General features: G+C 45.4%; 15 protein-coding genes. 5 read left to right on the top strand and 10 right to left on the bottom strand.

The window, feature by feature from the left end; translation table 11 throughout:
* Positions 1–3,212, bottom strand: a 3,212-nt coding sequence (locus ATB76_RS16865) for a tandem-95 repeat protein (RefSeq protein WP_155647555.1), incomplete at its 3' end; no start/stop codon positions are given.
* 403 nt (positions 3,213–3,615) lie between these two features.
* On the opposite strand from ATB76_RS16865, the gene ATB76_RS16860 reads away from it, so the two are divergent.
* The 4 genes from ATB76_RS16860 (at position 3,616) to ATB76_RS16845 (ending at position 8,170) form a co-directional block, all read left to right on the top strand.
* Positions 3,616–4,926: a TolC family outer membrane protein gene (locus tag ATB76_RS16860; RefSeq protein WP_038867610.1), complete on the top strand. Its 1,311-nt coding sequence runs from the start codon at positions 3,616–3,618 to the stop codon at positions 4,924–4,926.
* A 3-nt stretch (positions 4,927–4,929) separates the two neighbouring features.
* Positions 4,930–5,544: an OmpA family protein gene (locus ATB76_RS16855; protein ID WP_061035775.1), complete on the top strand. Its 615-nt coding sequence runs from the start codon at positions 4,930–4,932 to the stop codon at positions 5,542–5,544.
* Between the two features lie 113 nt (positions 5,545–5,657).
* A complete protein-coding gene (locus tag ATB76_RS16850) occupies positions 5,658–6,011 on the top strand; it encodes a DUF2750 domain-containing protein (RefSeq protein ID WP_038867608.1) in 354 nt (117 codons plus the stop codon).
* Positions 6,012–6,202: 191 nt separating this feature from the next.
* Positions 6,203–8,170: a GGDEF domain-containing protein gene (locus ATB76_RS16845; RefSeq protein WP_061035774.1), complete on the top strand. Its 1,968-nt coding sequence runs from the start codon at positions 6,203–6,205 to the stop codon at positions 8,168–8,170.
* On the opposite strand, the gene queC is transcribed toward ATB76_RS16845, so the two are convergent.
* Both queC and queE read right to left on the bottom strand, forming a co-directional pair.
* Positions 8,127–8,825: a 7-cyano-7-deazaguanine synthase QueC gene (gene queC / locus ATB76_RS16840; RefSeq protein WP_038867603.1), complete on the bottom strand. Its 699-nt coding sequence runs from the start codon at positions 8,823–8,825 to the stop codon at positions 8,127–8,129. The genes ATB76_RS16845 and queC overlap by 44 nt on opposite strands.
* A 14-nt stretch (positions 8,826–8,839) precedes the next feature.
* Positions 8,840–9,490, bottom strand: a complete 651-nt coding sequence (queE, locus tag ATB76_RS16835) for a 7-carboxy-7-deazaguanine synthase QueE (protein WP_038867601.1) — start codon at positions 9,488–9,490, stop codon at positions 8,840–8,842.
* A 164-nt stretch (positions 9,491–9,654) separates the two neighbouring features.
* Here queE and ATB76_RS16830 point away from each other — a divergent pair, with 164 nt between their 5' ends.
* A complete protein-coding gene (locus ATB76_RS16830; RefSeq protein ID WP_038880884.1) occupies positions 9,655–10,464 on the top strand; it encodes a Cof-type HAD-IIB family hydrolase in 810 nt (269 codons plus the stop codon).
* Positions 10,465–10,521: 57 nt separating this feature from the next.
* On the opposite strand, the gene ATB76_RS16825 is transcribed toward ATB76_RS16830, so the two are convergent.
* From ATB76_RS16825 to prpC, 7 genes are all read right to left on the bottom strand, one after another.
* Positions 10,522–11,952, bottom strand: a complete 1,431-nt coding sequence (locus ATB76_RS16825; RefSeq protein WP_045406308.1) for a bifunctional NUDIX hydrolase/phosphatase PAP2 family protein — start codon at positions 11,950–11,952, stop codon at positions 10,522–10,524.
* Positions 11,953–12,257: 305 nt separating this feature from the next.
* The gene (locus ATB76_RS16820; protein WP_061035773.1) at positions 12,258–13,802 is read right to left on the bottom strand and encodes a trypsin-like serine protease; all 1,545 of its coding nucleotides are present in this window, start codon (positions 13,800–13,802) and stop codon (positions 12,258–12,260) included.
* Positions 13,803–14,002: 200 nt separating this feature from the next.
* Complete coding sequence (locus tag ATB76_RS16815) at positions 14,003–14,485, bottom strand: GNAT family N-acetyltransferase (protein WP_005443631.1); 483 nt, start codon at positions 14,483–14,485, stop codon at positions 14,003–14,005.
* Positions 14,486–14,644: 159 nt separating this feature from the next.
* The gene (locus tag ATB76_RS16810; RefSeq protein ID WP_061035772.1) at positions 14,645–16,525 is read right to left on the bottom strand and encodes a propionyl-CoA synthetase; all 1,881 of its coding nucleotides are present in this window, start codon (positions 16,523–16,525) and stop codon (positions 14,645–14,647) included.
* A 240-nt stretch (positions 16,526–16,765) separates the two neighbouring features.
* Positions 16,766–17,953: a 2-methylaconitate cis-trans isomerase PrpF gene (prpF, locus tag ATB76_RS16805; RefSeq protein ID WP_061035771.1), complete on the bottom strand. Its 1,188-nt coding sequence runs from the start codon at positions 17,951–17,953 to the stop codon at positions 16,766–16,768.
* A 23-nt stretch (positions 17,954–17,976) separates the two neighbouring features.
* Positions 17,977–20,586 (bottom strand): Fe/S-dependent 2-methylisocitrate dehydratase AcnD, encoded by a 2,610-nt coding sequence (gene acnD / locus ATB76_RS16800; RefSeq protein ID WP_061035770.1) that lies wholly within the window; start codon positions 20,584–20,586, stop codon positions 17,977–17,979.
* Between the two features lie 132 nt (positions 20,587–20,718).
* Complete coding sequence (prpC, locus tag ATB76_RS16795) at positions 20,719–21,861, bottom strand: 2-methylcitrate synthase (protein WP_045421158.1); 1,143 nt, start codon at positions 21,859–21,861, stop codon at positions 20,719–20,721.
* Positions 21,862–21,924: the final 63 nt, after the last annotated feature.

Below are 21,924 nucleotides of genomic sequence, written 5' to 3'. Positions count from 1 at the left end.
GTAGTCTCAGTAACACCACCAGAGGTGACTGTATAAATAAACTCGTCAGAACCGTTGTAGTCTTGGTCTGGCGTGTAAGTAATGGTGCCGTCGTTGTTCACAACCACACTGCCATTTGCAGGGCCATTGCCCGCTTTTACGGATACAACTGGTGATTGGCCTTCGAAACTATCATTGTCTAACACATCCAAAATCGTTGGTGTGTCTTCAACGATATTCGCGCTGTCCGAAACGATATCTGCGACGGCGTTAACCGTGAAATCAACAGTCTGGCTAACGCTTTCACCATCAGGATCTGTCGCGGTAAACGTTAACTCTTCTGAGCCATTCCAATCTGCGGTTGGTGTGATCGTCGCAATACCATCGACAATCGAAACTTGGATATTGCTGTTACCAGAAACGCTAAACGTCAATTCGCTATCCGCGTTATCAACGTCACTGAACGCGTCATTCAAGTTGATTGTGTATGCAGCAAAGTCCTCAGGTAGAACTTGGTCTGAAATGGTATTTTCTACCACTGGCTTATCGTTAACAGGCGTAACGTTCAGCGTAACTGTTGTGGTTTCAGTGACTCCACCGGAGGTGACTGTGTAAGTAAACGCGTCAGCACCGTTGTAATCTTGGTTTGGTGTGTAGGTGATTGTTCCGTCGTTGTTAACAACCACACTACCGTTAGTCGGACCATCTCCAGATTCAACCGTGACAACTGGTGATTGGCCTTCGAAGCTGTCGTTATCCAGCACATCCAAAATGGTTGGTGTGTCTTCAACGATATTCGCGCTGTCCGAAACGATATCGGCAACGGCGTTGACTGTGAAATCAACCGTCTGACTCACTTCCAAACCACTTGGATCTGTCGCGGTAAACGTTAGCTCTTCAGAACCATTCCAGTCAGCGGTTGGTGTAATGGTTGCGATACCATCGACAATCGACACTTGGATATTGCTGTTACCAGAAACGCTGAACGTCAGTTCGCTGTCTGCGTCGTCAACATCGCTAAATGCGTCATTCAAGTTGATGGTGTATTCAGCAAAATCTTCCGGTAGAACTTGGACAGCAATAGTGTTTTCTACCACTGGTTTGTCGTTGACTGGCGTTACGTTTAGCGTAACCGTCGTAGTCTCAGTGACACCGCCAGAGGTGACTGTGTAAGTAAACTCGTCAGCACCGTTGTAATCTTGATTAGGCGTGTAAGTGATCGTGCCGTCGTTGTTCACAACCACACTGCCGTTCGTTGGAGCATCACCAGATTCGACTGTAACAACTGGTGATTGGCCTTCGAAGGTGTCGTTACCCAACACATTCAAAAAAGTCGGCGTATCTTCAACGATATCTGCGCTGTCAGCAACAATGTCGGCAACGGCATTGACTGTGAAATCAACGGTCTGGCTAACGCTTTTACCATCAGGATCTGTCGCGGTAAACGTCAACTCCTCAGAACCATTCCAGTCTGCCGTTGGTGTAATCGTCGCAATACCATCAACAATCGAAACTTGAATGTTTCTGTTACCAGAAACAGTAAACGTTAGTTCGCTGTCTGCATCGTCAACATCGCTAAACGCGTCATTTAAATCGATGGTATAAGGCGTAAAGTCCTCAGATAGAACTTGGTCAGCAATGGTATTTTCCACCACTGGCTTATCGTTTACAGGAGTAACGTTCAGCGTAACTGTTGTGGTTTCAGTGACGCCGCCAGAGGTGACCGTGTAAGTGAACTCATCAGAACCGTTGTAATCTTGGTCTGGTGTGTAGGTAATGGTACCGTCGTTGTTAACAACCACACTGCCGTTAGTTGGACCATTGCCCGCTTCTACGGATACAACTGGTGATTGACCTTCAAAGCTATCGTTGTCCAACACATCCAAAATGGTTGGTGTGTCTTCAACAATATTCGCACTATCCGAAACGATATCGGCAACGGCGTTGACTGTGAAACCAACCGTCTGACTCACAGCCAAACCACTTGGATCTGTCGCGGTAAACGTCAACTCTTCAGAACCATTCCAGTCTGCTGTTGGGGTGATCGTTGCGATACCATCGACAATTGACACTTGAATGTTGCTGTTACCAGAAACAGTAAACGTTAGCTCGCTATCTGAGTTATCAACGTCACTGAACGCATCATTTAAATCGATGGCATAAGGCGTAAAGTCCTCTGGGAGAACTTGGTCTGCAAGGGTGTTTTCTGCGATTGGCGCATCATTAACTGAGTTAACTGTTACCGAAACCTCGGCACTATCTTCCAACTCACCGTCTGATATGGTGTAGCTGATAGTCGCTTCGCCGTTGAAATTCTCCGCTGGAGTGAAAACAAGTTTGCCATCTACGATCTCAACAATACCTTGTTCAATAGGAACAGATGCACTCACGATGGTTAACGTATCGTTATCTAGATCAGTATCATTTGGCAAAACATCAATCGTAACCGGAGTATCTTCATCAGTAGTAGCGATATCGTCTACTGCTACTGGCGCATCGTTAACAGGATTCACACTGATTGTCACAGATGCTTCGTCTGTCATTTCTCCATCAGTCACTACATAAGTAACCGTTGCGTCACCATTGAAATCCTCAGCAGGAGTAAAGATCAACTCACCATCAACAATTTCTACTGTTCCTTGCTCATCAGGCACGGTGGCAGATTCGATAGATAAGTTTTCACTGTCTTGATCGGTATCATTAGCTAGAACATCAATTGTGACAGGTATATCTTCGTCGGTTTGAATATTGTCATCTTCCGCAACAGGCGCCACAGGGGTAACTGTCGGAGATGTTTCGTCAGAACGGATATTACTTAAGTAGAGCTCAGCTAATGACAAATTCTGAGTTTCAGAAAAACCTAGCGCTGCCAACCCGGTCGTTTCAAAATCCGTGTCGGCTAATAATTCTGCAGCAGTGCGTTCAACAGTGCCGCTAGTTTGCAAACTAGAACCGTTACTTTGACCTGCAGCTGGTGCAAAATCTTCGTTTAGCAACGTTGGGTCTTGCCCCTCTCGAAGAGCGTCAATAATTTGAGCAACATCGTCAGAAACGTCTTGCACCCCTTCTTGTTTTGCAACTAAAACCTGAAGCTTGTCTGGTTCAGCTCCAGTTTTAGAAACAATCAACTCACCAGGTGACGGTTGTTCGTTTTCGGCAAGCGCTCTTAACTGCCCATCCAAACCTATTACGACTAATTGCCCACCAAGTGAAACTAAGGCTGTACGATCCATATAAACCTCTGACCTAAAATTACTGTCAACATTTTGACCATTGATACTTATTCGTTATATATTGCCCGAATATATAACGCAATAACAGTGCATTAACACTAAATTACAACTTCTAAGTCACATATTACTCAGAAGGATGTGTCATGTGATAAAAAGAGACTACCGTCACTAATATATGGACACCCATGCTGAACAAAGTATTGAAACTATGATCTTTATTCAGAATATAAAGTGCCTTCCGTGCGGTAACTGAAGATTTACTTACACATCGATAAGTATAGCAACTAGTTACATAGTTGATTGTTAATAGCTTTGTACGTTAAATTATTGACGCCTATGGAGGTGTCGCTATCTATAAGAACGATTTCTCACCCCAGACAATTCACAATCTAGGAGAATCACAGTGAAGTGGACTCGTGCCAACGCCTTTTGCTTGGGTGTGCTCGCCGCTAGCCCTGCTTTAGGGCAAACATTAGAGCAAGCGGTTGAAAATACGCTTAAAACAAACCCAGACATAAAAAGTGCGTTTAATGAATTCGTAAGTAAGCAGTATGTGAATGAAGCCTCGAGTGGCGCTTACCTTCCCTCTGTCGACCTTGACGCGGGTATTGGATACGAAGGTATCGATCCTGCGGAAGCGGGCCGCGAATCAACGGATTTAACGCGTAAAGAAGCAACTGTCACGCTTACCCAGCTTATTTGGGATGGTTCGGCAACATTGAATGATATTGATAGAACCGCAGCTGATGCAGAATCAGTACGCTATCAATTACTTGCTGATGCTCAAGATACAGCGCTAGAAGTGACTAAAGTTTATTTGGATGCAGTGAAGGCTTATGAAATCCTGACACTCTCCGAAAATAATTTGAAAGTTCACAAGAAAATTTATCAAGACATTAAAAAGCGCGTCGACTCTGGTATTGGTTCAACAGCTGACTTGACTCAAGTTGAGGCCAGACTGGCAAAAGCCCACGGCAATTTAGCGGCAGCGCAAAATAACCTGTTTGATAGCCATACCATGTTTACTCGCATTGTCGGCCAATCTCCACAAGGGCTTACCTTTCCGCGTGCCGATCAAAACTTTATCCCATATACGGTAGATGATGCTGTAGAGTTGGCATTTGATTCCCATCCGGTCATTAAGATTTCTACTGCAGATGTTGATTCAGCTAAGTTTCAATATAAGCAGTCAAAAGGTAACTATTACCCAACCCTTTCGGTTGAAGCAGCTCAGACATGGCGTGACGATGCTGGTGGTATTGAAGGGCGTGGTGACGAAACAACTGCGATGTTGAGAATGCGCTACAACCTTTACAATGGGGGCAGTGACGCAGCAAATGCAGAGAGTTTTGCCTACCAACTAAACAAAGCAAAAGACTTACGTGAACGCGCTTATAGAAACGTTGAAGAAGGCTTGAGACTCTCATGGAGTGCTCTCGATCTGACGTTACAACAAAAAGAATTCTTATCAGATCACGTTGACTCTGCTTCACAAACCGTCATCGCGTATGAGAAACAGTACCGTATCGGTAAACGTACCTTGCTGGACTTACTTAATACAGAAAATGAATTGTTTGAAGCGCGAAAAGATTATTTAGATGCTAAATACGCTGAACAGTACGCAAAGTATCGAGTCATGAACGCCACTGGCCAGCTATTAAATGCATTACGTGTTGACGTCCCGACCGAGTGGAATCAGAAGGTGGAGTACTAAACCATGAAAGTAACAAAGGTTCTATTCACTCTAAGTATTTTTGCTTCTGCCAGCTTCGCAGCAACGAATGATGAATATGATTACATGCCAACCCCAGATGCTCAGCAAATTGCCGATCTGCAAGATGATGACAATGATGGCGTGATCAATGCTCGTGACTTGTGCCCTGGCACTCCGGTAACGTCAGAGATCGATAATGATGGGTGTGGTGAATACATTAAAGCATCCGAGAAGATGCAAGTCCGCGTTTTATTTGCCAATGATTCAGACGAAATAAACCCTGTATTTCGTCGTCAAATTCGAGAACTCTCAGAATTTCTGAAAGAGTACCCTTCTACCTCAATTGAACTGCAAGGTTACGCCAGTAAAGTGGGTGGTTCTTCCCATAACTTAGGCCTTTCAAAACGACGCGCAAATAATGTTCGCGAAGCGCTATTGCGTTATGGTATTGATACTAATCGAGTTCGCATCGTCGGTTTTGGTGATACCCATTTAGCGACAGAGGGTACCGACGAAGTGAGTCACGCACTGAACAGAAGAGTAACGGCTTACGTTGTCGGCTATAAAGGTGAGATAAAGAAAGAGTGGACCATATTCACTACTCTTCCAAAAACCTAATAAAAGGAGCTTCGGCTCCTTTTGTTTTTTCAAGCGTACGAAAACCGTATTATGCTTTAGGAATCGACACTTTAATGGTAATCTAGCCGCGTCATAACAATGAGAGTTTTGAAATGAGCAAACTTACAACAGATATCCAAGCAAACCTTGATCTTTTTGTTGCTGAAACAAAAGAAAACCAGCTAGTTTGGGGTCTACGCAATGAAGAAGGTTGGTTATCTTGCGATTCAACTGAATTCGAAAACAGCGAAGTCATGCCTTTTTGGTCTGCTAAAGAAGATGCAGAAGCACACAACGTTGAAGAATGGGCAGATTTTGAAGTATTAGAGATTCCTCTGGATATCTTTGTTGAAGATTGGCTTTTAACTCTTGCTGAAGATGGTGTTCTTGTTGGTGCTAACTGGAACGCACAACTAGAAGGTAAAGAGCTTGAACCTCAAGACCTAGCTAAACTATACCTAAGCTAATTCTTTAAGACCTCAGCACCAAGCTGGGGTCTTCCTCTTTTCACTTACCTTTTCGATATAAAGCTCGACCGAGCGCATAGTTTTCTTCATTTCATTATCTATACCCTTCGTGTTTTGTCACAATGACTCAACCTCAATTGGTATATCATACCGAACAAACTATATTAGAAAGAACATAAGGTTACATCACTATGCGTACGCTGCTCTCTTTGCTTGCGTCACTATTTTTAGGTAGTCAAGCAAACGCAAGTGACACTCAAAGCATCACCCAATGGCATGCTGTCTATCAATCGACTTTGAAGACGAATGTCGAATCGGCTTTGAGTATGCTCCAAGATCGCTATCACACGGCAAATACCGACAGTGAAAAGCTGTACGTGAGCGGGCTCATCTATGAATACATGGGCAACATCGATCAGCCCTACTTTGGCAGCAGCCAAATTTTAGACAACCGTTTCGCGAAGCTAGAATCTCGATACATTTTAGCGCTAAAAGAACGTAAACAAGGCAACTATGATGATTCTGTCAACCTTTTCACCGCGTTGCTACAAAGCACCAAGCAGCATCAGGATGTAGAAAGCAAAGCCTTAATGAACTATCAATTGTGCTACACCTTGAATCAACAAGGTCAGTACCACAAAGCCAATTTCTTCTGCTCTTCTTTGAACAATCATTTAGCAATCGACCACCCAGAAAGTTTCCCAAGTGATCTAGCTCTGCGCGTTATTGCTAATAACTTCGATTACCGCGGCGAATACGATGTAGCTCTAGAGCTTTATCGTCGCTTGTTAACCAAAATGCCAACGCAAAGCGATCCTTCAGGAGTTTACAATGATGTAGGCAATTTGTTGAGTGTACTTGGGCAGTACGAACAAGCAGAACAGTACCTTATTCAAGCGCTCCTCGCTCGACAGCTTGAAGCCTCCCCGCTTGAAGTTGCTCAGGTCGAACACAGTCTTGCGGCTATGTATAACAAATCTAAAGACTATGATAAGGCCATTAGTCACTACAAAAATGCACTAACTATCTTAGAAAACATGGACTACCCATACGGTAAGGGCTTGACCTATCTTGGTCTTGGTTCTGCGTACGTTGAATCAGGAAACTTACAAAGTGCTGTACCTTACATCAGGAACGCACTAGAGCTCGGTAAACGATATGAAAACAAACGCTTAGAGACAGAAAGTCATTTGGCGGCAGGGTTTGCATACTTAAAAAACACAATGCTCGCAAAAGCGCTAGAACATGGTATTGCCGCACTTGAACTTGCGACAGAAAACTCAAATTCAGCATTGCAAGCTAAGGCCCAACTTTTGCTTTCGCAAACCTATCGAGAACAGGGCAACCATCTTGCCGCCCTATCTCATTATCAAGATTACGCCACGCTAGAACTTGCGAACCGTGATGCAAACAATGTCAAAGCAATAGAGGCACTCGATTTAACCAAGAATGAATATGAATACGAGTTGCAGCTAACAAAAATAAATAATGAGCGCAACTTAAAGTTACTCGAAGTCGAAAAGCTTGCAGAACAAAAAAGAGCATATAACTTCGTCATTTTCTGCTTACTGACTTTGCTATTCGTCGCCCTATTTATTCAACGAAAAACGAACATAAAATCGAAATTAGATCGTCTTACCGGTTCACTTAATCGAAGTACAATTATTGAGAAAATTAGAGCACAAACAATCAACGCGCCCGAAGACATGCGTTATGTTTTAGCGCTTATCGATCTCGATAACTTCAAGTCTATCAATGATCAATATGGCCACCCTACTGGCGACATCGTATTAAAGCACGTATGCAAAGCGATTAGAGCTAAGTTGAATAGAGGGGAATATCTTGGGCGGTTAGGCGGTGAAGAGTTTATTTTACTTCTGAAGAATGTCGATGAGATCGACGTGCCATTTCGTGTTCAAAGCCTACACAAAACGATATCTGATAAGCAGATCAAAACTGAAAATGCTACGGTACTGAGTGTAACAGCAAGCTTGGCCTATTTGTCTACATCAAAACCATTAACGAACTTTGATGAACTGTATTCGATACTAGACCAAGCTTTATATCAAGCGAAGCAAAGTGGGCACAACGTTATGATTGATGCTTACAACGAGCCTATTGACCTTCCGTCTTCTGCTTTTGAATCAACGACTGCGTAACTGCGTCTTTGTTGTTCAGATAGTCATCTAAGCCCGCTTTGCGCAGGTCGCATGACGGGCAATCACCACAACCATCACCGATGATGCCGTTGTAACACGTTAGCGTGTTTTCACGGACTAGTTGCAACGCATCATATTGATCTGCCAGCGCCCATGTCTCTGCTTTGTTCAGCCACATTAGCGGTGTTTTGATTTCAAACTGGCGATCCATGCCCTTTACAAGAGCACTGTTCATCGCCTTTACGAAGTCATCACGACAATCTGGATAGCCACTAAAATCTGTTTCACAAACGCCCGTGATGACGGTTTCTGCGCCAATTTGATAAGCGTAGATGCCAGCAAGCGTTAGGAACAAAATATTGCGGCCAGGAACGAATGAGTTCGGCAAACCGTTTTCTTGCAGTTCATGAGAAACTGGAATGTCATCACGTGTCAGAGAGCTTATCGCCAGCTCATTCAGCAGGCCAACATCCATCACTTTGTGTGCAGCAACGCCAAGATCTTTTGCAACTTTTTCAGCCACTTCAATCTCCAGCTTATGACGCTGACCGTAATCAAATGTGATGGCATGTACTTCGTCAAACTCTTTTAATGCTTGAACCAGACATGTTGTAGAGTCCTGCCCACCACTGAAAACAACGACTGCTTTTTTCATCTTTCTCTCCGAGCTTAAGCAATACTAAGGTATTTATGAGTTTGAACCGACAAACGCCAGTTGCGAGCAACACAGGTATCAATACACAGTTGTGTAGCGCGAGGCTTCTGACTGATAGGCTGAAGTGCGATTACAGTCTTCTCTGCAATTTCTGCTGACGCCAACAATGCATCAAGCTGATCAATGTCTTTTTGAGTGCCAACCGGATGCTTAATTTCATTCGCTCGCTCCAAAGCACTCTTTAATACTGGCAACTTACCCTTCATCGCAATTTTAGGTGACACCGTCACCCATGTACTTTCTGAAGTCACGACCTCTGAAGTGCCGCTGGTTTCGATTTGGCATTGGCAACCCATTTCTTCAAATGCAGCCGTCAAAGCACGTAAATCATAAATGCATGGTTCGCCACCAGTGATCACAATATGCTTCGCATTAAAGCTCTGCTTTTTGTATTCAGCTACGATGTCTTCCGCAGATGCGAAACACCACGTTGGAGAATCTTCTGTTTTCACCAAGATATCACCGATCTGGCGCTGGTCTTCTTCTTCTGCGTACCAAGTCTGTTTCGTATCGCACCAAGAACACCCAACCGGACATACTTGCAAACGCACGAAAACCGCTGGCACACCGGTGAAAACCCCTTCCCCTTGGATGGTTTCAAACATCTCATTTAGCTTATACAACGTAGAACTCACTCAACTCACAATACTTCGAGGCGAAGACCTTAATGGAGAGGCGCACTCAGGTCAATTTAAACCAAAAATAAATTGTTAAAATAGGTCTTTTTGTAGTTTCATACACGGGTTCCCCAATTTTAAGGTAAGTAAAGATGTACAAGCTGATCGCCCTCGACATGGACGGTACGTTGTTAAACAGCGACAAAGTAATTTCAGATGAGAACAAACAGGCAATAGCCAAAGCTCGCGAAGCCGGTGTGACTGTCGTATTGGCATCTGGTCGCCCTCTTGAGGGTATGCAAGACAAACTTGACGAATTGAACATCAATTCCGATAAAGACTTCGTGCTTTACTACAATGGTTCAATGGTAAAAAACATTGGTACAGAAGAAATCATCCACCAGCAGATCATTGATGGCAAAGCAGCAAAGAAGATCGCACGTAAAGCGCGAGAGCTTGGCGCTTATGTTCACGCATTCAGCCAAGAGCACGGCCTAATCACAGAAGAAAGCAACCCTTACACAGACATCGAAGCGAGAATTAACGGTCTTGAAATTACCGAAATGAACTTCGACGCGCTAGAAGATGATCACGCGATCATTAAAGCAATGATGGTTGCAGAGCCAAGCAAACTAACTGAAGTTATCTCAGCCCTACCAGCAGAGCTAAAACAAGAGTTTACAGTTGTGCAAAGTGCGCCTTTCTTCTTGGAGTTTTTGAATCCATCAAGCAACAAAGGCGTCGGTGTTTCGGCAATCGCAGAATACTTAGGCATCAAAGCTGAAGAAGTGATTTGTATGGGCGATGCCGAGAACGACCACCACATGCTTGAATACGCAGGTCTTGGTATCGCAATGGCGAACGCAATGGAAGAAACCAAACAAATCGCAGACTACATCACAGTCAGCAACGATGACCACGGTGTAGCAAAATCGATCGAGAAATTTGTACTTAACACATAACGCTGCCCAAACAACAAAGCCTCGCACTTAGCGAGGCTTTGTTTTATTAAATGTTGCTTAAGCGTTTTTGCTTCGAGTCGTGAGCTTTCTCGCAAGTACTATAAAAATCAACATCAACAACGGATAGTGGAAGGTTTTAAATACTAACGACCAAAAGCCGCTGAATGACACAACCGTTTCAGAATACAAATACAACTGGTCCACAAGAAGTAATGCCAAAATCACAAACAGCATCTGTTGGCGCTCAAATCGAATTTCAGACTCTTTAAACGTCAGTACTAAAGCAGAAGCAGTAATCAGAATAGCCAACCAACTTGTAAATACAGGGAGGGGCCAAATTACCGCGATAGCTGCGGTGATTGCTGTCATTACAAACCAAATACCCTTCGAGCTTAATAGGTGGTCCACGTTAACTTCTGGGTTGCTTTCCAAACGCAAAATGTGCCACGCCACAAGTGCCCCCATTAACGCACCAATTAGCATGTCGAGAATGAATGCAGTACCCAAGAAGAACTTACATACCATAACCGCCAAAGTTACCATTGCAACTAAGAAAGTGATGCGATTCAATCCAAAGCTTTTTGTTCTTTGGAACATAAATGTCATGACACAAAACCAAATAGCGATCGGCAAGCTTGGGAAGCTAAAGCCAAAACTGTGCGTTAATTCCGCCATTGGCATATAGACGTGTGGCCTAGGTAAAGAGAACCCTTGTTGAGCAACTAACGTCATCAAAGACGTCGCAGTGATTGCAAAAAACAATCGATATACAAATCGACTGTCAAACTTCATCATGACGAACGGGAACAAAAACAGCAAAAATGTTGGATTACTTAAACTCGTCACGAGCTTCGCAATTTCACATGCCGTATCGCGACTTGTCATTGAAAACGAGCTGACCCAACTTTGAAGATCTACCATCCAAGAGAGTTCTAACTGGCGAAATTTAGGTGCTGACTCAATTAATTGGTTTACATAAACAACGGGTTGATCGGTCGCTTTTGAATAAAAGCCAGCCACATCTTTCCACTGTGATGGATAGCGATACAAAGAAGAAGCCATATCGCTTGGGTTCAATAACATTGCAGACGCCACTTCGACGCCATAATGCGGAGCAAACCATATAGGCAGTTCGTTCCCATCCATAGCATTAGCCATCGAAAAAGCGATGACTTCAGAATCAGAGACGCAATCGTAAAAAATCGCCGTATCTGTTTTGCCGAGCTCCTCTCCAACCGTAACAACTAACCCCGTCTCTTCCCACGTTTCTCTTTGCGCGGCCAGTTTAGGAGATTCACCTTCTATAATGGTGCCACCTGGAAGCGAAATTTTATTCGTCAATATTTCATGGATAAGTACAAGTTTGTTATCTGCTCGGACAACGCATAGCGCCCCTTTTACGTCTTCAGGAAGGGGATTCGCGGCAGATATAGGAGAAACAAACAATGAAATGGAATACAGGATGAGAAAAAACAACTGTCTCAGCACAAAATACAACCTTTAATGAAGAAGAGAATCACGCGCAATGATGGCAGGATTACCAATATTTTTCGACATAAATTAAGTAACCAGTTGTACATTTAGCACACATGTCAAAAAACGCTTTGCGACACTCTTCAAAATAGTTCTGACAAAAATCAGACATAACTCGAAATATTGGCTGCGATTTTGCCAGTTATATTAAGTTAACGTCAGAGGAATTTACGTGGATTTTACGCCTTCTCAGAATTGAAACAAGAAAGAGAGCTTATTGTCGACAACAAATAAACTCTCTTTATGATTCATTTATACTTTTACAGCTTTAACCATGCATCTGTCCAAGCTGAGCCCACGCCCGGCTCATATGCACTTGGAGTTGAGCCACACCACAAACTGTTTGGCCAAGGCTTACATTGATAACTTGCACCATTATTCGTCACCACATCCCCTGCAGAATAATTCGTACCCGCTTGGTAAGCATCACCCGAAGTTGGTGGTGTAGGCTCTGTTGGAGGCTCTACAGGAGGATTAGTCCCAGAACAATCTGAGCTACCAATTGACTGCCATACTCCCCATGGACCAGATTCTGATGGGTTATCACCTTGTGTCCACCATTGCGCTTGCCATAATTGACCAACCCAAATAACGGTTTCACCCGTGTTGTATACGCCACTCGCTTTCCATTCATTGTCACAACTATCAGGAGGCGGTGTCGTTGTATTAGTAGCGGAAGCTGTAGCCACTGCTTGGTATGTAGTACTCGTTTTATCGATACCAAAAGCCAAAGCGACGCTCGCCTCACCTACTTGAGAAGCGCCAAACTCCACATCGACACGACACGAGCCGCCTGCATTGAGTGTCGATTGTGTACATTGGTCTCTGGTGATCATCGCAGATTTTGTGACACCAGAACTTTGCAGTCCCACATTTTCTACAGTAAACGCGACATTACCGATATTTTGAATACTGAAACTGTGTTGCTTCAGCTCGCCCACTTTAAAAGAACTCAAAGTCTGATTTGCGGTGTAACCAACAGAAACATTATCTGTCGGAGGCATTGTCGTACCTACAACGCCATCAACAAAACTGCGCAACGCCGCAATGTCGCTATACACACCGTACTTACCCGGTCGGGCACAACCTATGCCCCAACTTACGATACCAAGTTGAGTCACAACGCCGTTATTATTCACAACGATGGGACCACCACTGTCTCCCTGACAAGAATCAATGCCACCTTGAGGTACTCCCGCACAAAACGAAACAGCCCCAACTGTTGTGTAGTTCCCACCAGCTTGACGGCACATTGCATCAGACACCAGAGGCACATCCACTTCTTGTAGAGCGGCTGGTGAACTGCCCCCCTCCGAAGTTCGGCCTAGTCCAGCGACAGTTAACCAATCACCGACGCCTGCATATTGCGAGACACTGCCTGCGGCTATATCCACTTTCGCAACACCAGAGGGAATTGAACTGAGCTTAAGCAATGCGATGTCGTTAGAAAGCGTAGAGGCATTATAAGAAGGATGAATATAGATCTGGCTGACGTTGGAACGTACACCATCAGTACCGTTATAAATCACACCACCAATTTTTACTGCTATTTGATTTGGTGTGTCACCGTCAACACAATGGGCAGCAGTAAGTACGAAACCATCCCCAATATAACTCGCTCCGCAAAAAGAACGATTACCATTGCGGCTGACTATCTGCGTGTAAAATTTCCAGTCATTGGGGTTTGCCGTGATACCACCCACGATATCCGGCTGAATTTCATTGTTTTGTGTCTGCGTGACTTGATCTGCACTTGCCAACATTGGCAATAACGCCGTTGCAAGTAAGGTTTTTGATAGGTTCAATGTTATTTTCCTCTTGTTTTATGAGGCACTATTCATGTGCCACTTACAAAACAAGCAAACAAAAACAACATCACCAATTTGGATGAGAATGAGTCGCCGCACATTGCGACGCAACTAATAGCAAATACTAACTAGTAGACTCAACTTTTGCACCGTCAGATTACATAAGTCACTAAGTTACCGTCTTAGCTACGCATTAATTAACGTTCAGATAACGACTTTCTTAACCAATGAATATGATGCCCAAAACCTTGGTTCTCATAGAGAGAAATCGCTGTCTGGTTAAAGTCCCAAACCTCAACAAACATCTGTTTCACTCCGTAATCAACGAATGTCGCCTCTATCTTTTCAATCAAAGCCTTCGCGGTACCTTGCTTACGATATTCGGGTAAGACGTATAGCTCATCAACGCTTCCCATCATGACAGGTTTACTAACCGTAGAAATAAGCTCGCAGAAATGTCCAGATACAAAGCCGATGATCTCGTCCTCTACTCTAGCGACATACACCAAACATTCAGGATTATCGAGATAGCGAGCAATGCTCTTTTCTTGTTCGATTTCTTCTGCGGTTTTAAACAGCTCTGGGGATTGAATATGGTGCTCATCATGCAGCTCGAACATCAAATCATTGAGTTGTTCAAGATCGTCAAAAAGCGCTGGTTTGATAACAAAAGTAGACATAGGAAAAGAAACCAAAAACAGAAGTCCATATAGTGTGTGTTTAAACACGAGTTTAGGCAAGCAGGAATGCAAAAGCCTCTTGCCGACAAAGCAAGAGGCTCCGGTGTTTGTGCTTGCTCCTAGGTAACCTAAGGGCCACTTAATTAAGATCGTACTTAACTAGTCACGTTTAAGCACTCGTTCGATTTCGCCAAGACTGGATGGATCATCAATGGTTGATGGCACCACGTATTGCTCGCCATCGGCTATTTGACGAATGGTTCTTCGCAAAATTTTACCTGAGCGAGTCTTTGGCAAACGGTCAACAACCAGCGCATGTTTAAAGCACGCTACTGCGCCAATCTCGTTGCGCACTTTACCCACCAACTCACCTTCTAGCGTTAGATCATCAATCTTCACGCCATCTTTAAGAACCACGAAACCAAGTGGTAGCTGCCCCTTTAACTCATCGTGGATACCAACTACCGCGCATTCTGCAATCGCGGGGTGACCACCAACGATTTCTTCCATCTCGCCGGTAGACAGACGGTGACCTGCGACGTTAATTACGTCATCAATACGCCCCATGATAAACAGATAACCATCTTCATCTAGGTAACCACCATCTCCCGATACGTAGTAACCCGGAAATTGACTTAGATAACCTGTTTCAAAGCGGTCATGGTTGCGCCAGACAGTCGGTAAACAGCTTGGTGGTAATGGGCGTTTCAATGCTACAAAACCTTGCTGATTTGCGCCCACTGGCATGCCCATTTCGTTGAGAATCTCGACCTGATAGCCAGGAATCGGCTTGGTAGCGGAGCCTGCTTTTACCGGCATCATCTCAATACCGGTCGGATTGCCCGCGATAGCCCATCCAGTCTCGGTTTGCCACCAGTGGTCAATGACCGGCTTATCTGCCTTGCTTTCGACCCATTCTAGCGTTGGTGGGTCAAGACGTTCACCTGCCATGAAAATAGAATCAAGATTCGACAAGTCGTATTGCTTAATGAACTCGCCTTCTGGGTCTTCTTTCTTAATTGCACGGAAAGCGGTTGGCGCGGAGAAAAGCACGTCCACTTTATATTCATCACAAACACGCCAGAATGCACCCGGATCTGGTGTTCTTACCGGTTTGCCTTCAAACAAAATAGTGGTACAGCCATGAATCAGCGGCGCGTACACAATATAAGAGTGACCTACGACCCACCCTACATCCGATGCAGCCCAGAACACACCATCTTGAGGAATGTTATAAATCGACGTCATCGAATATTTCATTGCCACGGCATGACCACCATTATCACGCACCACGCCTTTTGGTTTACCTGTTGTGCCAGAGGTATACAGAATATAAAGAGGATCTGTCGCAAGCACAGGGACACACGCATGAGGCAAAGCTTGCGCGTATTCTTGCTGCCAATCTAAATCACGTTCTAGATTAAGTTCGGCTTCGCACTGTGGGCGTTGAAGAACAAAGACTTTCTCTGGCTTCCAACGGCTGTCCATAATGGCTTTGTCGACCATGGGTTTGTATGGAATTATCTTATTGATTTCGATGCCACAAGACGCCGTCATGATGACTTTAGGTTCCGCATCTTCAATTCGAACGGCAAGCTCATTCGGGGCAAAACCGCCAAAAACCACAGAATGAATCGCGCCCAATCGAGCACACGCCAGCATCGCCATTGCCGCTTCTGGGATCATCGGCATGTAGATAACCACACGATCGCCTTTGGTTACGCCTTGGTTGGAAAGCATACCCGCGATTTTTGCTACTTGGTCGCGCAAAGCTTGATAGCTGTAAGTTTGTTTTTGACCCGTCACTGGCGAATCATAAATCAGTGCGGTTTTATCGCCTTTTCCTTGCTCGCAATGATAATCCAACGCGAGCCACGACGTGTTCAATACCCCATCAGGAAACCAACGTTCAATTCCATGTTCGTCAGCTCGTAAGATGGTGTTTGGCGCTTCAAACCAATCGATGTTTTCAGCTTGAGCCCGCCAAAAGTTTTCCGGTTCATTTTGTGCCCAAAGGTATTCTTTTTGATATGCAGACATATTGCTTCCTCCAGTATGTCCTGACATTGCTTTTTAATACCAATCGCATTAATTAGATGTTCAGAAGATTGCGTAGGTAAAACCGCTTAGAACAAGGCAAAGATTGCAGCTAGCTAGTTGCTCTACCTACACCTTCTTTAACTAAGAAATAGGTTTAACGAAGTTATCAGCGGTTTTAACAACCAAGAATCATCAAATAATTGATGTGGTTGGTATAAGTATTTCTACCATGCAATTGTGTTATTCAAAGACATTGGAGGGAACACGCACAAAGCCCTCCATCAGTATTCTCGCGCTGCGGCTCATTATGGCTTTCTCAACCACCCAACCTTGTTCTGTTTGTTTGGCTTTCGCCCCCACCTTAAGCGTTCCTGATGGATGCCCAAACGTCACAGACTCTTTCTCTCCGCCACCAGCGGCCAAGTTGACTAGAGTACGCGGAACGCATGCCGCCGAGGCAATAGCGACCGCTGCGGTTCCCATCATGGCATGGTGAAGTTTGCCCATAGATAAAGCTCGGACGAGAATATCGACCTTACCTGCTTCTACGGTTTTACCACTCGACGATAAGTAGGATTTAGGCTGGGAAACAAACGCAATCTTAGGCGTGTGCTGACGTGTTTGAGCCTCTTCGAGCGAATTAATAAGACCCATTTTTAATGCCCCATGAGCACGAATGGACTCAAACCTCGCAAGGGCTGCTTCATCGTTATTGATGTCACCTTGAAGCTCAGTGCCTTGGTAACCGGGCGCTTCTGCATCAATAAAGATCGTCGGTATGCCTGCGTTAATGAAGGTGGCGTTGAACGTCCCAACATCTGGCACGACCAAATCGTCTACTAGATTGCCGGTTGGAAACATGCTGCCTTCACCATCAGCAGGGTCGAGGAAATCAACTTGGATTTCAGCAGCAGGGAACGTCACTCCATCAAGCTCAAACTCCCCTGTTTCTTGAACGAAACCATTTACGATTGGCACATGAATCAATATGGTTTTGCCAATATTTACCTGCCATACACGAACGGTAACGATGCCGTTTTGAGGAATACGATCTTCGTCGATCAACCCTGCATGAATGGCGAAAGGTCCGACTGCAGCAGAAAGGTTGCCACAGTTACCACTCCAATCGACAAATGGCTTATCTATCGATACTTGTCCGAACAGGTAATCAACGTCGTGATCGGCTCGCTCACTGCGCGACACAATCACAGTTTTACTGGTGCTGGAAGTCGCGCCGCCCATGCCATCAATTTGTTTGGCATACGGGTCAGGGCTACCAATCACACGAAGTAGCAGTTTGTCTCTTGCCTCGCCTGCGACTTGAGCTGGCTGTGGCAAATCTTCAAGGTTGAAGAACACACCTTTGCTCGTACCGCCGCGCATGTAAGTCGCCGGGACTTTGATTTGGCTTTGCATCTTGCTATCCATATCTTGCTCCGTTATTGCGCTATCTATTGCGAGAGGAAGTCTTGAGCAAAGCGCTGTAACACACCGCCCGCTTTGTATACGTGAACTTCATCTTCGGTATCGAGTCGACAAGTCACCGGCACATCAACCTTATCGCCATTAGCACGAGTAATCACCAACGCCAAATCAGCACCAGGAGTGATATCGCCGATAACGTCATAAAGCTCAGTGCCATCTAATTCGAGCGTATTTCGGTTCACGCTATCTTTAAATTGCAGAGGAAGTACGCCCATGCCAACTAAATTGGTACGGTGAATACGCTCAAAACCTTCCGCGACAATCGCTTCTACACCCGCCAAGCGAACGCCTTTCGCCGCCCAATCTCGCGACGATCCTTGACCATAATCCGCACCTGCGACCACGATAAGCGGCTGCTTGCGATTCATGTAAGTCTCAATCGCTTCCCACATGCGTGTCACTTTGCCTTCAGGTTCGACTCTTGCCAGCGATCCTTGCACGACTTCGCCATTTTCCTTGACCATTTCGTTGAACAACTTCGGGTTAGCGAAAGTGGCGCGCTGCGCGGTTAAGTGATCCCCTCGGTGAGTCGCGTATGAGTTAAAGTCTTCTTCTGGCACGCCCATCTTCGCGAGGTACTCACCTGCGGCGCTGCTTGCCAAAATCGCGTTCGATGGCGACAAATGGTCGGTCGTAATGTTATCGCCTAAAACGGCAAGAGGACGCATTGAAGACAGAGTTCGCTCACCAGCCAGTGCACCTTCCCCCTCTTTTTGCCAGTAGGGAGGTCGACGGATATACGTACTCATCGGACGCCAATCGTAGAGCGGATTCGGGTTACGAGCCTCATCATTCAGTTTAAACATTTGAATGTAGACTTGATTAAATTGCTCTGGCTTAACGTACTCACCCACCACAGCATCAATTTCTTCATCCGTTGGCCACAAGTCATTGAGATAAACGGGCTTGCCGTCTTTGTCTGTGCCTAAAGAGTCACGTTCGATATCAAAGCGAATCGTACCGGCTAGCGCGTAAGCAACGACCAAAGGTGGCGATGCTAAAAATGCTTGTTTTGCATAAGGATGAATTCGACCATCAAAGTTTCGGTTCCCAGAAAGTACTGCCGTTGAATACAGATCTCGGTCGATGATTTCTTGTTGGATTTTCGGGTCAAGTGCACCACTCATACCGTTACAGGTTGTACACGCATAAGCCACGATACCAAAACCAAGCTTCTCCAATTCAGGGAGTAAGCCCGATTCTTCAAGGTAGAGTCGAGCCACTTTAGAGCCCGGAGCAAATGAAGACTTCACCCAAGGTTTGCGTACCAAACCAAGCTCATTCGCTTTCTTAGCAACCAGACCTGCTGCCACAACGTTTCTTGGGTTACTCGTGTTGGTACAAGAAGTAATCGCCGCAATGATCACCGCGCCATCTGGAAGTTCGCCTTCTTTCTCTTGCCACTCTCCAGAAACACCGCGCTCAGCAAGCTCTGAAGTAGGTAAACGACGATGAGGATTTGATGGTCCAGCCAAATTGCGGCCGACTTGGGACAAATCAAACTCAAGTACGCGTTCGTAAACGACAGTATCTAAATCATCTGCCCACAGTCCGGTTTGCTTGGCGTACTTCTCGACCAAGTCGACCTGCTGTTCATCACGCCCCGTCAGTTTGAGGTAATTAATGGTCTGCTCATCAATGTAGAACATCCCAGCGGTTGCGCCGTATTCTGGCGTCATGTTTGAGATGGTCGCGCGGTCGCCAATAGTTAGGTCTCGCGCCCCTTCACCAAAGAACTCGAGATAGGATGAAACCACGCGTTCATGTCGCAGGAACTCGGTAATTGCCAACACGATATCGGTAGCGGTAATACCCGGTTGACGCTTACCAGTCAGCTTCACGCCAACAATGTCTGGTAGACGCATCATCGACGGGCGACCAAGCATAACCGTCTCCGCCTCTAAACCGCCGACACCAATCGCAATAACGCCAAGAGAATCAACGTGAGGTGTGTGACTGTCTGTGCCGACACAGGTATCGGGATAAGCAATGCCTTGCTTGGCTTGCACCACTGGAGACATCTTCTCCAAATTGATTTGGTGCATGATGCCATTACCCGCAGGAATAACACTGACGTTCTCAAACGCCGTCTTACACCACTCGATAAAGTGGAATCGGTCTTCGTTTCTGCGCTCTTCTATCGCGCGGTTTTTTTCAAAAGCCTCTGGGTCAAAGCCTGCGTGTTCAACTGCCAGTGAATGGTCAACGATCAATTGCGTTTCAACCACAGGGTTTACTTTCGCTGGGTCACCGCCTTGTTCGGCAATCGCATCACGCAAACCAGCAAGGTCGACTAATGCGGTTTGTCCAAGGATGTCATGACAAACCACACGCGCCGGATACCAAGGGAAATCGAGGTCACGCTTGCGTTCGATCAACTGTTTTAAGCTATCAGTGAGCGTATTTGGATCACAGCGGCGAACCAACTGCTCAGCTAAAACGCGTGAGGTGTATGGGAGCTTTTCATAGGCTCCAGGAGAAATATCGTTAACTGCTTCTCGGGTATCAAAATAATCGAGTTGGGTTCCCGGGAGCGGCTTACGATATTGAGTATTTATGTTTGTAGTGATGCTCATGGGCTTGCTTCCGCTTTAGTGTACATCTTGTGCCTGAACGCACCGCGATACTGTTTTTGAAATGGATTCGCGGTGAAAGAGACGCCCCTTGTGAATGCCGTCGAGACAAAACTCACAAAGAGGCGTCAAGCGCTAGCGTTGTTCGATTGGCACCCAATCTTGATGATCCGGTCCGGTATAATCCGCACTTGGGCGAATGATTCGGTTGTTCGCACGTTGTTCATACACGTGCGCCGCCCAACCTGTCAGTCGGCTCATCACAAAGATTGGTGTAAACAATTTGGTTGGAATATCCATGAAGTGGTAAGCCGAAGCATGGAAGAAATCGGCGTTACAAAACAGACCTTTCTCACGCTTCATGACAGATTCCACACGCTCAGAAACCGCGTAAAGGTGTGTGTCACCCACCTCTTTCGATAACGCTTCAGACCAACGCTTGATCAGTGCATTACGAGGGTCACTTTCGCGATAAATAGCATGACCAAAGCCCATGATTTTGTCTTTGTTCTCTAGCATCTGCAGAATATTGGCTTCTGCTTCATCTGGCGTTTGCCAATCTTGAATCATTTCCATCGCTGCTTCGTTTGCACCGCCATGAAGTGGGCCACGTAACGTACCGATAGCAGCCGTAATACAAGAATGAAGATCAGAAAGCGTAGAAGCACACACACGCGCCGCAAATGTTGAGGCATTAAACTCATGCTCTGCATAAAGAATCAAAGAACAGTGCATCACATTTTTGTGCGTTTCACTTGGTGCTTTATCAGTAAGCAGTTTTAGGAAGTAGCCGCCAATGCAGTCTTCGCTGTTATCGTGAGTTTTGATTCGTACGCCATCGTGGCTGAAGCGGTACCAGTAACAGATAATGGCAGGGAAAAGCGCCAGCATTCGCTCAGTAGCATGAAGCTGTTGCTCAAAGTCCATTTCCTGCTCTAAGTTACCCAGCATAGAACAACCTGTGCGCATGACATCCATCGGGTGAGCATCAGCCGGAATCAGTTCTAACGCCTGTTTAAGCTCCCCTGGTAAGCCACGCAGGCTCAATAGATGTGTCTTGTAGGCGTCTAGCTCTTGTTGATTAGGTAAGTGACCGCGTAACAGTAAATGCGCCACTTCTTCAAATTGAGCATGATTTGCCAAGTCCGTAATATCGTAACCACGATACGTTAGACCTGTCCCCGTTTTACCGACAGTACATAAAGCTGTGCTTCCAGCGCTTTGACCGCGTAGACCTGCGCCACCTATCTCAGCTTTCTTTTCTACAGAATGAGGCATTGTTGAACTCCTTTTCTGTCTGACTTGGCTCTCTTAATGGGCTCTTTTGAATCAGACAATTTT

This window comes from Vibrio sp. MOR3 (assembly GCF_001557775.1).
GTDB lineage: Bacteria > Pseudomonadota > Gammaproteobacteria > Enterobacterales > Vibrionaceae > Vibrio > Vibrio jasicida.
Note: the sequence above shows the minus strand (reverse complement) of the source record. Positions and strands in the feature narration are given on the sequence as shown.

Coding starts and splice junctions, on each gene's coding strand:
- ATB76_RS16810 (WP_061035772.1), bottom strand. CDS start 16,525: ATGTCTGCATATCAAAAAGAATACCTTTGGGCACAAAATGAACCGGAA.
- ATB76_RS16845 (WP_061035774.1), top strand. CDS start 6,203: ATGCGTACGCTGCTCTCTTTGCTTGCGTCACTATTTTTAGGTAGTCAA.
- ATB76_RS16830 (WP_038880884.1), top strand. CDS start 9,655: ATGTACAAGCTGATCGCCCTCGACATGGACGGTACGTTGTTAAACAGC.
- queE (WP_038867601.1), bottom strand. CDS start 9,490: ATGTTTGAAACCATCCAAGGGGAAGGGGTTTTCACCGGTGTGCCAGCG.
- ATB76_RS16855 (WP_061035775.1), top strand. CDS start 4,930: ATGAAAGTAACAAAGGTTCTATTCACTCTAAGTATTTTTGCTTCTGCC.
- ATB76_RS16850 (WP_038867608.1), top strand. CDS start 5,658: ATGAGCAAACTTACAACAGATATCCAAGCAAACCTTGATCTTTTTGTT.
- prpC (WP_045421158.1), bottom strand. CDS start 21,861: ATGCCTCATTCTGTAGAAAAGAAAGCTGAGATAGGTGGCGCAGGTCTA.
- queC (WP_038867603.1), bottom strand. CDS start 8,825: ATGAAAAAAGCAGTCGTTGTTTTCAGTGGTGGGCAGGACTCTACAACA.
- acnD (WP_061035770.1), bottom strand. CDS start 20,586: ATGAGCATCACTACAAACATAAATACTCAATATCGTAAGCCGCTCCCG.
- prpF (WP_061035771.1), bottom strand. CDS start 17,953: ATGGATAGCAAGATGCAAAGCCAAATCAAAGTCCCGGCGACTTACATG.
- ATB76_RS16815 (WP_005443631.1), bottom strand. CDS start 14,485: ATGTCTACTTTTGTTATCAAACCAGCGCTTTTTGACGATCTTGAACAA.